An 11,301-nucleotide genomic window follows, 5' to 3' on the forward strand; every position below is an offset into this window, starting at 1 on the left:
TGACGTCACTAGACGACTGGTCTATTATGCCTGGCATGAAACGCAACGAAACCAGAGCGGAGCTGATCCGGGTGGGCGGTGCCCTCATCGCCCGCCAGGGCTACAACAACACCGGCATCAACGCGGTGCTGACCGAAGCCGGTGTGCCCAAGGGCTCGTTCTACTACTACTTCGCCAACAAGGAAGACTTCGGCCTGGCCGTCATCGAGGGTCTGGACGTCGAACATGCGGCGCGCCTGGACAGCGTGCTCGGCGACGACCTGACCCCGCCGCTGCAGCGTATCCGCAACTACTTCGATGCCGGGCTGGCCGACATGGTGGAACACGACTACTGCCGCGGCTGCCCCATCGGCAATCTCGGCCAAGAACTCGCCGGCCAGAACGAGACCTTCCGCAGCCGCCTGGACGCGGTCTTCTCCGGCTGGAAGCAGCGGTTCGTGACCTGCCTGGAGGCGGCCCGCGAGGCCGGCGACATTGCCGCCGACAGCGACGTGGAAGCCCTGGCCGAATTCCTGCTCGCCGGCTGGGAAGGCGCCACCCTGCGCGCCAAGGTCACCCGCTCCACCGAGCCCATGGCCGCGTTCGCGCAGACGTTCCTGGACCGTGTGCTCCGGAGCACTTGAAAATTATTTGACTCGCCCATAGTAGACTGGTCTAGACAACCCAGGAGGACATCATGGCCAATCCCGTCGAAGTAACCGACAGCAGTTTCGAACAGGACGTGCTCCAGGCCGATACCCCGGTGCTGGTGGACTACTGGGCCGACTGGTGCGGCCCGTGCAAATCGGTGGCACCGGTCGTCGACGCCGTGGCCGACGAGTACGAGGGCCGCCTGAAGGTGGCCAAGCTGGACATCGACGCCAACAGCGAGACGCCGGCGAAGTTCGGCGTGCGCGGCATCCCCACCCTGATGCTGTTCAACCAGGGCGAGGCGGTCGGCACCCAGGTGGGTGCGGTCTCACAGGCGAAGCTGCAGGAGTTCCTGGACGAGCACCTGTAGCCCCGAACACGGCACGGCCAGCGGCCGTGCCATTCTTTTTGCCGCGTCGCTAGTAGACCGGTCCACGACAACCAGGAGCCGACATGACGAATTCCGACAACCAGGACCAACCCGGCCTGTTCTCGCCCCTGAGACTCGGTGCGTTGACCCTGCCCCACCGGGTGGTGATGGCGCCGCTGACCCGCAACCGCGCGGGACCCGGTTTCGTGCCCCGGGCCATGAACGTGGCGTACTACCGCCAGCGCGCCTCGGCGGGCCTGATCATCAGCGAGGCCACCCAGGTCACCCCGGAAGGCCTGGGCTATCCCGACACGCCGGGCATCCACAGCCCCGAGCAGGTCGCGGGCTGGCGCCGCGTCACCGACGCCGTGCACGCCGCCGGCGGGCGCATGTACCTGCAGCTCTGGCATGTGGGCCGGATCTCGCACCCGTCCCTGCAGCCGGAGGGCAAGGCGCCGGTAGCGCCGAGCGCCATCCGCCCCGAGGGCGAGGCCATGACTTACGACGGCCCCCGGCCGTTCGAGACCCCGCGGGCGCTGGATGCCGGCGAGATCCCGGACGTGATCGCGCAATACCGGCGCGGCGCCGAGAACGCTCGCGCCGCCGGATTCGACGGCGTGGAAGTGCACAACGCCAACGGCTATCTGCTGGACCAGTTCCTGCGCGACGGCAGCAATCGGCGCACCGACGCCTATGGCGGGTCCGTGGACAACCGCATGCGCCTGCCCCTGGAGGTGCTGGAAGCCGTGCTCGGCGTCTGGCCGGCCGACCGGGTGGGCATCCGCCTGTCGCCCAGCGGCACCATGAACGACATGCGCGATTCCGACCCGCGCACCACCTTCGGCAGCATGATTCGGGCGCTGGACGAGTACGACCTGGCCTACCTGCATCTGATGGAGCCGATGGAATCGGACCGGCGCCACGGCTCGCCGGCCATCCCCACCCGCGAGTTCCGGCCGCTCTACCACGGCAATCTCTTGGTCAATGCCGAGTACGACGGCCCCGGGGCGCAGGCCGCGATCGCCGACGGGCATGCCGACGCGGTGGCCTTTGGCCGCAGCTTCCTGGCCAACCCGGACCTGCCCGAGCGGCTGCGCCGCGGCGCCGCGCTCAACGAGCCCGACCCCGCCACCTTCTACGGTGGCGACGAGCGGGGCTACATCGACTATCCCGCCCTGGCCGAGGCCGCCGCGGTCTGACCCAGGGGCTCACCCGTACTTGCGGCGGCCCGGGGCCGCCGCCACCCATTCACTTGCATGACATTCAGTAACGGAGGACCAATGTCCGAAATCACAGGCAAAGTCGTAGTCATCACCGGCGCCAGCAGCGGCCTGGGCGAAGCCACGGCCAGACTGCTGTCGAAAAACGGCGCCAAACTGATGCTCGGCGCCCGACGAGAGGAGCGGCTCAAGGAGCTGACCGCCGCGATCGAAGCCGACGGCGGCAGCGCCGCCTACCGCATCACCGACGTCACCGACCGCAGTCAGGTCGAGGCCCTGGCCCAGGCCGCCAGGGAAACCTTCGGGCGCGTCGACGTGCTGCTCAACAACGCCGGCCTGATGCCGCTGGCCCCGCTGGACGCCCTGAAGGTCGACGAGTGGGAGCAGATGGTGGACGTCAACATCAAGGGCGTGCTTTACGGCATGGCCGCGGTGTTGCCCATCATGCGCGAACAGGGCAGCGGCCACGTCATCAACCTGTCGTCGGTGGCCGGGCACAAGATCTTCCCCGGCGCGGCCGTGTACTGCGCCACCAAATTCGCGGTGAAGGCGTTGTCCGAGGGCCTGCGCATGGAGTCGAACGGCGAGATCCGGGCCACCAACATTTCGCCGGGCGCCGTGGCCACCGAACTCACCGACCACATCAGCCATGAGGGAGCATCCCAGTCGGCACAGGAGCTATACACTGTGGCGATCGATTCGGACGCCATCGCCCGGGCCATCGCCTACGCCATCGAGCAGCCGGCCGACGTGGACGTGAATGAGCTGATCATCCGGCCGACCGCGCAGGAGCTGTAACGCCCCGACCGGGACCCGCGACTCGCTTGTTTTGTGGACAACGGGTTGCGGGTCATCGTCCAAGCAACTATCCACCACGAAGGAGAGAGCATGATAGGAGAAGCAATATGATCAGCAAAGCACTCTGGGTCGAGCTGCAAGCCCAACCCGGCAAAGAGGACGACGTCGAGGCTTTTCTCAATAGCGCGAAGGCGCTGGTCGAAAGCGAGCCCGGTACCCGGACCTGGTACGCCGTCAAGCTGGGCCCGGCGTCCTACGCCATCTTCGATACGTTTGACGACGAGTCCGGCCGCGATGCCCACCTGGCCGGCGAGGTCGCCAAGGCGCTGATGAACCAAGCCCCGGACCTGTTTGCCGAGCAGCCGCAAATCAACAAGGTCGACGTGCTGGCGGCGAAATAGCCGGCGCGCCGGTTTTCAGGAGGCCCATGTCATGAGTACGCGTCAGTCAACGCAAACGACGCCGGGCGCCGAGTCGGCGCTGACCCCCGGTAGCCCGGCGCCCGAGTTCACCTTGGCGCGATCGCCCGACGAGTCGCTGTCGCTGGGCGATTTGCGCGGTCAGCCGGTGGTGCTGGCCTTTTACTCGGCCGACTGGAGCCCGGTATGCGGCGGCCAACTGGCACTGTACAACGAGATTCTGGAGGAATTCCAACGCTTCGACGCGCGCTTGCTGGGCATCTCGGTCGATGGTGTCTGGTGCCACAAGGCGTTCGCCGAGGATAAGAATCTGGAATTCGATCTGCTGTCCGATTTCGAGCCCAAGGGCGAGGTCGCCGGGGCCTACGGCGTCTATCGCGACAGCGACGGCGTGACCGAAAGAGCGCTGTTCGTCATCGACGGCGACGGCGTCATCCGCTGGAGCACTGTCTCGCCCATCGATGTCGATCCCGGCGCCGACGGCATCCTGGCCGCGCTCGGAGGCCTGCCCGAACAGGAGGCCACCCGATGAACGCTTCATCCCTTGCCACGATCGACGAAACCGATCATACCCAAGGCCCCGATGACGCCCCGGTCACCCTGATCGAATACGGCGACTTCGAGTGCCCCGTCTGCGGCCAAGCCTATCCGATCGTCGAGCGGCTAAGACGAGACTACGGCGATGACTTGCGCTTCGCCTTTCGCCACCTGCCACTAAACAAGGTGCACCCGCACGCCGCGCAGGCCGCCCAGGCCGCGGAAGCGGCCGGCGCGCAGGATGCGTTCTGGGCGATGCATGCTGCCCTGTTCGAGCACCAGCGCGCCCTCGAATACGAAGACCTGAAAGGCTACGCCGAGGATTTGGCATTGGATACCGAGCGCTTTGCGCGCGAACTTGACGAACGGGTCTATAACAAGCGTGTGCAAGCCGATCTACGGGGCGGCGTGCGCGCCGGCGCCAACGGCACGCCGACGTTTTTCATCAACGGCGTACGCCACGACGGCGACTTCGACTTCGATACGTTGTCGCAGGCCATAACAAAGGCAGGCGCATAAACCCTTGGCGGGGGGGGGAACTTCGATATTCAATCAGGAGCAATACGATGCCCGACGAACTCAACGGCAGAAAAATCGCGATACTGGCCACCGACGGCTTTGAACAGGTCGAGCTGACCGAACCGCGCCAGGCCCTCATCGACGCCGGCGCCGAGACCGTGGTGGTCGCGCCCAAGGATGGGTCCATCAAGGGCTGGAAATTCACGGACTGGGGCGACAGCGTTGACGTCGACGTGACCCTGGACGACGCCGATGCCGGCGACTATGACGGCCTGCTGCTGCCCGGCGGGGTGATGAATCCGGACGACCTGCGCCGCGACGAATCCGCGCTGGCGTTCGTCCGCGCGTTCTTTGAAGCCGGCAAGCCGGTCGCCGCGATCTGCCACGCGCCCTGGACGCTGATCGACGCGCAGCAGGTCGCCGGCAAGCGCATGACCTCATTTCACACGCTGCAGACCGATCTGAAAAACGCCGGCGCGAACTGGGTCAACGAAGAAGTGGTGGTCGACCATGGCCTGGTCACCAGCCGCAGCCCCGATGATATCCCGGCGTTCAACGCCAAGATGGTCGAGGAATTCGCCGAAGGCAAGCATCGCGCGTCGGCCACCGGTTAGCGATCGCCTATCCCGCTTATCCAATCGCAGGAATTGTCATGCACCAAGCCAACAGCGTTTCGCTGGAAGACGCCCAGCGGGTCATCGCCGCCGGCATCGAAAAATCCCGGGAGATCGGCCAGCCGGTAAATATCGCGGTGGTCGACGCCGGCGGCAACCTAGTCGCCCATGCGCGGATGGACGGCGCCTGGATCGGCAGTGTCGATATTGCCATCAACAAGGCGTTTACCAGCCGCGCCTTCGATCTGTCGACCAAGGATCTGGGGGCGAACGCGCAGCCGGGCGAGCAGTTTTTCGGCATCCAGATGTCCAACCACGGGGACCAGGACCAAAGCGTCGCCGAGGTGGCGGCCCAGGCTTTTTAAATACCGAGTTTTGTACCGACATACCCACGAGGCACGCTATGGAGTTTGTATCCAACCCGCCGCCGCGATCCCCCGCACCCCCGAGCCGCGCCCGCCCATCCAAGACGTCTACGGTCAGGATACCGAGGCTGGCGGGGTCAGCGATGGCGTCATGCGCTGGAGCTGGATGATGGCCATGCAGGCATCGCCCAAGGCCACGCTGGATTGCGTGGACGCTTTCGGCCGCACCGATCTCAGGCCCGATATGGATGCCTTCAATGTGCCCACCCTGGTGGTGCACGGCACCGGCGATGCCACCGTGCCCATTGACGCCACCGGCCGCGCCGCCGCCAAGGCGATCGGCAGCAACGCCGAGCTCAAAAGGAGTACGACGGCGCGCCGCACGGGCTGATCGTCACCCACGCCGAGCAACTCAATAAAGACCTATTGGCTTTTCTCAACGGTTGAACACAGCACCGTGCAAAGCACCAAATGCCCCAACAAGGAGTCACGTATGACCCGAGCTATTCGTTTCCACGAGACCGGCGGCCCGGACGTTCTGCAATACGAAGACATCGAAATCGGCGCGCCCGGCCGCGGCGAAGTTTGTATCAACGTCGAGGCCATCGGCTTGAACCGCGCCGAGGCGATGTTTCGCCAAGGCGCCTATCTGGAAGACCCGAAGCTGCCCGCCGGCGTCGGCTACGAAGGCGCCGGCACCGTCGAGGCGGTCGGCGACGGCGTCGAAGGCCTGGCCGAAGGCGACGCGGTGTCGGTGATCCCGGCGTTTTCGATGAACGACTACAGCTTCTACGCCGAACAGGCGATTGTGCCGGCACACGCAGTCACATCACGGCCGAAAGGTCTCGACGCCGTCCAGGCATCGGCTGTGTGGATGCCGTTTTTGACCGCCTACGGCGCACTCATCGAATTGGGCCAGCTCACCAAAGGTGACGCCGTCATCATCCCGGCGGCTTCCAGCAGTGTTGGTTTGGCCGCCATTCAGATCGCCAATAGCGTCGGCGCGGTGTCGATCGCGGCAACCCGCACTTCGGGCAAAGCCGACGACCTGAAAAAAGCCGGCGCCGCCCATGTCGTGGCGACCGAGGAACAGGACATTGTCGCCGAAGTTATGCGTATCACCGGTAACAAAGGCGCGCGCATGGTCTTCGATCCGGTGGCCGGCCCGCAGGTCGAAACGCTGGTCGACGCCATGGGCGCCGGCGGCATCGTGTTCATCTATGGCGCGTTGGCCGGCAAGCCGACGCCGTTTCCGATGATCGCGGGTATGAACAAGGCGCTAACCATGCGCGGCTATACCCTTTTCGAGGTCATCGGCGACGCCGGCCGCTTCGAGCGCGGCAAGAAGTTTGTCACCGACGGCCTGGAAAAAGGCGATTTCAAGGCCACGGTGTCCAAGACTTTCGACTTCGAGGACATGGTCGAAGCCCACAAGTATATGGAATCCAACCAGCAATTCGGCAAGATCGTTGTCACGGTCGGCGGCTAAATTCACCAATCCCCCGCGGCTCGCCGCGGGCACCTCGGCGATGGGGTTTCCAAATCGGCCGGCACGCGTGCCGGTCGCCGGATTGTAAGCCTGGATAATTGGAGAGGATGTTATGAAAATACTCATGGTTTTGACCTCGCACGACCAACTCGGCGATACGGGCAAGCCCACCGGCTTCTGGCTGGAGGAATTCGCTGCGCCCTACTATGTCTTCGTCGACGCCGGGGCCGATGTTGTGTTGGCTTGCCCGGCCGGCGGCCAGCCGCCGGTCGACCCGGCCAGCGACAGCGAAGACGCCCAGACCGAGGCCACCCGGCGCTTCAAGCAAGACGGCGACGCGCAAGCCGCGCTGGCGGACACCGCCAAGCTGGCTGATGTGGCCGAAGACGATTTCGACGGCGTGTTCTATCCCGGCGGCCACGGCCCGCTCTGGGATCTTACCGAGGACAGCGATTCCATAGCCCTGATCGAAACCACCCACGCCGCCGGCCTGCCGCTAGCCCTGGTTTGCCACGCTCCCGGCGTGCTGCGTAAAACCAAAGACGCCGACGGCGCGCCACTGGTCAAAGGCAAATCCGTGACCGGGTTCACCAACAGCGAGGAACAAGGCGCGGGCCTGACCGACGTGGTGCCGTTTTTGGTCGAGGATTCGCTCAAGGACAACGGCGGTCGTTATTCCAAGGGCGAAGACTGGGCGTCGCACGTCGTCACCGAAAACAACCTGATTACCGGCCAGAATCCGGCGTCCTCGGCGGACGCGGCGCAGGCGCTGCTCGAGCAGATCCGTCAGCGCGTCGGTTCTCGCGATACCGCGCCTGCACGATGATCTCCAACGAGCCGCCGCGCCAGTAGGCACGAAAAAGCAGTTCGTCGAGCAATTCCTCAAGAGAAATCAACATGACACAAACCCAGCCCCTACCCGGAAGCGAACACTACCCCACCCTGTTTTCGCCGATTCGTATCGATTCACTGGCACTGGACAATCGCGCCACGGTGGCCCCGATGACCCGCACCAGCGCCAACCTCGACGGGACAGCCACCGCGCAGATGGTCGAGTATTATCGTCGCTATGCTCGCGGCGGTTTTGGCCTGGTGATTACCGAAGGCACGTTCACCGATACTGCCTACAGCCGCGGCTATTATCGCCAGCCGGGGATTGCCACGGAGGCGCACGCGCTGTCCTGGCAGCCGGTGGTCGACGCGGTCCACGACGCCGGCGCACGGTTCGTCATGCAGCTCATGCACGCCGGCGCGCAGTCGCAGTACAACGACTATGCCGACGTGAACGCCGGGCCGTCGGCGGTTGCACCCTATGGCGAAACCAATCCGATCTACCACGGCAACGGCGAGCCGTATCCGGTGCCCGAAGCGCTGACCGAAACCGGCATCATCGAGGTGATCGACGGTTTCGTGGCCGCGGCCCAGCGCGCGATGCAAACCGGCTTCGACGGCGTGGAAATTCACGGCGCCAACGGTTATCTGCTCGATGAGTTCATCACCGCTTATCACAACCAACGCGACGACGAGTACGGCGGCGATATCGGCAACCGCGTGCGCATGGTCCGGCGCGTGGTGCAAAGCGTGCGCGACGCGGTGGGCCGCGACTTCGCAGTCGGCGTGCGTCTATCGCAGACCAAGATCGCCGACATGAATTATCGCTGGGACGGTCCGGACGACGCCGCCGTGATTTTTCGTGCCATGGCCGAGGCCGGCGCGAGTTATATCCACGTCACCGGCGCCGGCGCGGTCGATCCGGCTTTTTCCGACGACGGCCCGAGCTTGGCCGAACTGGCCGCCGAACACGGCGGCGGCATCGCGGTGATCGCCAACGGCAAACTACACGATGCGGATAAAGCCGAAGACCAACTCGTGTCCGGCGGCGCCAGCCTGGTCGCGGTCGGGCGCGGGGCATTGGTCAACGCCGACTGGCCCCGGCGCATGACCGAGGGCCGCAAGCAGAACGATTTCGATCCGGACATGCTGTCGCCGCTGGCCACGCTCGACAATCAGGCTGATTGGGAAGCCAATCAGGCGGATATCTTCGAGCCTTTGCACGAATCAGATTGAGCTCAAGACGGCGGCGCCCGTGGCTAAGCCCAAGCGTTTCGATGTCGTCGTCATCGTTCTATACCGGTGTGGGCTGTGTCAGCGACAAGCTGGCCGAAACCGAGTGTGCTTCGCCCGACGCGGTGACATGGCCAGCAATCGCCGGGAAGATCACAAGATCAGCATGCTTGCGCTCTACCTGAACCAGAACTTCATGGTCTATATCAAAAGGAGTACGTTATGACGACCAAAACAGCGGCATCGACACGCACGGGTGGTGCCACACCCTCCGAGCGCACCCCCGCGAACACCAAGCTCTATCGCACCAAGAATGACCTGCCGCCGGCGACCCGGGCTCAGGTCGCGGACTTGCTCAATCAACGGCTCGCCGACTGTATTGACCTCCAGACCCAATGCAAACAAGCCCACTGGAACCTGAAGGGCGCGAACTTTATCGCGCTCCACAAGCTTTTTGACGAGATCAACGACTCGGTCGAAGACTACGTCGACCTTATTGCCGAGCGCATCGCGCAGTTGGGCGGCATCGCCGAAGGCACGGCCCGCGTCGTGGCCGAGCGCTCCGCTCTGGACGTCTACCCATTGGTCCTGGAAACGAGCGATGAGCATGTCGATGCATTGTCCACGGCGCTTGCCGCATTCGCCCGCACTGCGCGGCTCGGCATCGACGAAATGGACGAGCTCGAGGATGCCGTCAGTTCGGATATTTTGACCGAAATCACACGCGGCGTGGACCAGTGGCTCTGGTTCTTAGAGGCGCACCAGCAGGGCGAGCGAGTCGATATAAGCTGATTCGGCGACCAAGCTAATGATTTCCTGTTGTTGCTGGCGAGTGAGCTCGGGTCGTCGCCCGCCCACGCGGCCGGCGAGTCGAGCGTCCTTCAGGCGTAGCTGCACACGGTGCCGGTGTGTTGCGGTAATCGCCAACGGCGAGCTGGACGATCCCGACAAGGCCGAAGCTCAGCTCGCTCCCGGCGGCGCGAGCCTGGCCGCCGTCGCGCGCGGGGCGCTACCAAATGCCAACTGGCGACAGCGCGTGGCCGAAGACACCGCCCAAAAGGCATTCGATACCGACATGATCCAGCCGCTCGCCACACTCGACAATCAGGCGGATTGGGAAACCAACCAGGCGAATATCTTCGAGCCATTGCACAAATCACTTTAGCTCAGAGCCTGTTCATGATCCGCACGACGCCATCGGCGGCACCTGCGTGAATTTCAGCTGCATCCTCATCAAAACCCTAATCCAGTCGGCACGCGCTGTGGATGCGATCAAAAACACTTCGCAGTTCGGCATCAACCTCGATACGTCCACTATTGACGTGGATTTCGCCCGCATCATGCGCGACATGCGCGCCGCCCGGGGAGCAACGCGCAAGGGACTCGGCAGTGGGTGGAAGACGCGATGACGTCGTTTTATACCCGTGTGCGCTTTGTCGGTAACAAGCTGGCCGAAACGAGTGTTCTTCGCACGTCGCGGCGACATGGCCAGCAATCGCCGCGAAGATCACGAGGTCAGCATGCTTGCGCTCCATCTGATCCAGAACTGCATGGTCTGCGTCAATACCCTGATGATCCAAAAGTGTTGGCTCAACCGCACTGGCAGGGACGATTCACGCCGCGAGACTACGAGGCACTGACGCCGTTGATATGGGAGCACGTTAATTCGTATGGGCGGTTCGAGCTTGATATGAACGTTCGACTGGCTTTGCTTTGACTCAGATGGCGGCCGGTGACACGACTGTTGGGTCTACCCCATCTAGCCGCGCTTTTATTCGCGATATCGGACGGTGGATTTCTTGAGGAGGATATAGCAGAGGCTATAAATCCATGGTGGAGTCGGGCTCACGCCGCTCAAATCGGCAAGTCGCTGGCCGAACTCTTAACCAGCCTTCGTGACCCCAATCGTCACCAAGGGCGAGCGGAAGCGTCGTTGTCGATAGATGAAATGATCGCAAAAGGAGAACCAATACCTTCGTGACTACACGCGAAGGCGCATAAGTATTGTGCGAATTAGGGGCTAATCGTCTCTGAATGCTGCATAGCAAAAGAACTTTCTTGGAGTATTAATTTGATTCGCCAGCAATGTCTGGTTCTGGCCGATACGTGTAGGCGCCGAACGAGTCGCGCAGTTGGCTCGTTCGGCGCCAACGTCATACCTCTGTCTGTTCCGACATCTCGAGCGCATCATCGACCTCGATGCCGAGATAGCGCACCGTGCTTTCCAGCTTCGTATGTCCCAGCAAGAGCTGCACGGCGCGTAAATTGCGTGTTCG

Annotated in this window: 15 protein-coding genes and 2 pseudogenes; all 17 read left to right on the top strand. The window is 63.6% G+C overall.

Features of this window, described 5'->3' with window-relative positions; translation table 11 throughout:
* Positions 1-35: 35 nt before the first annotated feature.
* A complete protein-coding gene (locus SAHL_RS15540; protein WP_123592338.1) occupies positions 36-623 on the top strand; it encodes a TetR/AcrR family transcriptional regulator in 588 nt (195 codons plus the stop codon).
* Positions 624-676: 53 nt separating this feature from the next.
* Positions 677-1,000: a thioredoxin TrxA gene (gene trxA / locus SAHL_RS15545; protein WP_123592339.1), complete on the top strand. Its 324-nt coding sequence runs from the start codon at positions 677-679 to the stop codon at positions 998-1,000.
* Between the two features lie 83 nt (positions 1,001-1,083).
* Positions 1,084-2,199, top strand: coding sequence for an alkene reductase (locus tag SAHL_RS15550; protein WP_123592340.1), 1,116 nt, complete (start codon positions 1,084-1,086; stop codon positions 2,197-2,199).
* A gap of 81 nt (positions 2,200-2,280) precedes the next feature.
* The gene (locus tag SAHL_RS15555; protein WP_123592341.1) at positions 2,281-3,018 is read left to right on the top strand and encodes an SDR family oxidoreductase; all 738 of its coding nucleotides are present in this window, start codon (positions 2,281-2,283) and stop codon (positions 3,016-3,018) included.
* Positions 3,019-3,125: 107 nt separating this feature from the next.
* The gene (locus SAHL_RS15560) at positions 3,126-3,419 is read left to right on the top strand and encodes a putative quinol monooxygenase (RefSeq protein WP_123592342.1); all 294 of its coding nucleotides are present in this window, start codon (positions 3,126-3,128) and stop codon (positions 3,417-3,419) included.
* A 31-nt stretch (positions 3,420-3,450) separates the two neighbouring features.
* On the top strand, positions 3,451-3,969 hold the full coding sequence (locus SAHL_RS15565; protein WP_123592343.1) for a redoxin domain-containing protein: 519 nt from the start codon (positions 3,451-3,453) through the stop codon (positions 3,967-3,969).
* Positions 3,966-4,493: a DsbA family protein gene (locus SAHL_RS15570; RefSeq protein ID WP_123592344.1), complete on the top strand. Its 528-nt coding sequence runs from the start codon at positions 3,966-3,968 to the stop codon at positions 4,491-4,493. Before SAHL_RS15565 ends, SAHL_RS15570 begins: the two co-directional genes overlap by 4 nt.
* Positions 4,494-4,540: 47 nt before the next feature.
* On the top strand, positions 4,541-5,107 hold the full coding sequence (locus SAHL_RS15575) for a type 1 glutamine amidotransferase domain-containing protein (RefSeq protein WP_123592345.1): 567 nt from the start codon (positions 4,541-4,543) through the stop codon (positions 5,105-5,107).
* Positions 5,108-5,145: 38 nt separating this feature from the next.
* Positions 5,146-5,472 (top strand): GlcG/HbpS family heme-binding protein, encoded by a 327-nt coding sequence (locus SAHL_RS15580; protein WP_123592346.1) that lies wholly within the window; start codon positions 5,146-5,148, stop codon positions 5,470-5,472.
* A 133-nt stretch (positions 5,473-5,605) separates the two neighbouring features.
* Positions 5,606-5,919, top strand: a pseudogene (locus tag SAHL_RS15585) (alpha/beta fold hydrolase); the annotation flags it as partial.
* Positions 5,920-5,965: 46 nt separating this feature from the next.
* Entirely contained in the window at positions 5,966-6,961 is a 996-nt protein-coding gene (locus SAHL_RS15590; protein ID WP_123592347.1) for a zinc-dependent alcohol dehydrogenase family protein, read from the top strand.
* 112 nt (positions 6,962-7,073) lie between these two features.
* Positions 7,074-7,787, top strand: a complete 714-nt coding sequence (locus SAHL_RS15595) for a type 1 glutamine amidotransferase domain-containing protein (protein WP_123592348.1) — start codon at positions 7,074-7,076, stop codon at positions 7,785-7,787.
* A 71-nt stretch (positions 7,788-7,858) separates the two neighbouring features.
* On the top strand, positions 7,859-9,028 hold the full coding sequence (locus SAHL_RS15600; protein WP_123592349.1) for an oxidoreductase: 1,170 nt from the start codon (positions 7,859-7,861) through the stop codon (positions 9,026-9,028).
* Positions 9,029-9,247: 219 nt separating this feature from the next.
* A complete protein-coding gene (dps, locus tag SAHL_RS15605; protein WP_123592350.1) occupies positions 9,248-9,817 on the top strand; it encodes a DNA starvation/stationary phase protection protein Dps in 570 nt (189 codons plus the stop codon).
* A gap of 244 nt (positions 9,818-10,061) precedes the next feature.
* Entirely contained in the window at positions 10,062-10,190 is a 129-nt protein-coding gene (locus SAHL_RS18365; RefSeq protein WP_281273033.1) for a hypothetical protein, read from the top strand.
* 46 nt (positions 10,191-10,236) lie between these two features.
* A complete protein-coding gene (locus tag SAHL_RS15615; protein ID WP_123592351.1) occupies positions 10,237-10,434 on the top strand; it encodes a hypothetical protein in 198 nt (65 codons plus the stop codon).
* A gap of 51 nt (positions 10,435-10,485) precedes the next feature.
* Positions 10,486-10,742, top strand: a pseudogene (locus tag SAHL_RS18580) (Tn3 family transposase); the annotation flags it as partial.
* Between the last annotated feature and the right edge of the window lie 559 nt (positions 10,743-11,301).

This window comes from Salinisphaera orenii subsp. halophila YIM 95161 (assembly GCF_003732545.1).
Lineage (GTDB): Bacteria > Pseudomonadota > Gammaproteobacteria > Nevskiales > Salinisphaeraceae > Salinisphaera > Salinisphaera orenii_A.

Bases quoted from the DNA above. Each gene is read 5' to 3' on its own strand.
- SAHL_RS15555 (WP_123592341.1), top strand. From the start codon at position 2,281: ATGTCCGAAATCACAGGCAAAGTCGTAGTCATCACCGGCGCCAGCAGC.
- SAHL_RS15580 (WP_123592346.1), top strand. From the start codon at position 5,146: ATGCACCAAGCCAACAGCGTTTCGCTGGAAGACGCCCAGCGGGTCATC.
- SAHL_RS15565 (WP_123592343.1), top strand. From the start codon at position 3,451: ATGAGTACGCGTCAGTCAACGCAAACGACGCCGGGCGCCGAGTCGGCG.
- SAHL_RS15590 (WP_123592347.1), top strand. From the start codon at position 5,966: ATGACCCGAGCTATTCGTTTCCACGAGACCGGCGGCCCGGACGTTCTG.
- SAHL_RS15540 (WP_123592338.1), top strand. From the start codon at position 36: ATGAAACGCAACGAAACCAGAGCGGAGCTGATCCGGGTGGGCGGTGCC.
- SAHL_RS15575 (WP_123592345.1), top strand. From the start codon at position 4,541: ATGCCCGACGAACTCAACGGCAGAAAAATCGCGATACTGGCCACCGAC.
- SAHL_RS15550 (WP_123592340.1), top strand. From the start codon at position 1,084: ATGACGAATTCCGACAACCAGGACCAACCCGGCCTGTTCTCGCCCCTG.
- SAHL_RS15600 (WP_123592349.1), top strand. From the start codon at position 7,859: ATGACACAAACCCAGCCCCTACCCGGAAGCGAACACTACCCCACCCTG.
- SAHL_RS15570 (WP_123592344.1), top strand. From the start codon at position 3,966: ATGAACGCTTCATCCCTTGCCACGATCGACGAAACCGATCATACCCAA.
- dps (WP_123592350.1), top strand. From the start codon at position 9,248: ATGACGACCAAAACAGCGGCATCGACACGCACGGGTGGTGCCACACCC.
- SAHL_RS15560 (WP_123592342.1), top strand. From the start codon at position 3,126: ATGATCAGCAAAGCACTCTGGGTCGAGCTGCAAGCCCAACCCGGCAAA.
- trxA (WP_123592339.1), top strand. From the start codon at position 677: ATGGCCAATCCCGTCGAAGTAACCGACAGCAGTTTCGAACAGGACGTG.
- SAHL_RS15595 (WP_123592348.1), top strand. From the start codon at position 7,074: ATGAAAATACTCATGGTTTTGACCTCGCACGACCAACTCGGCGATACG.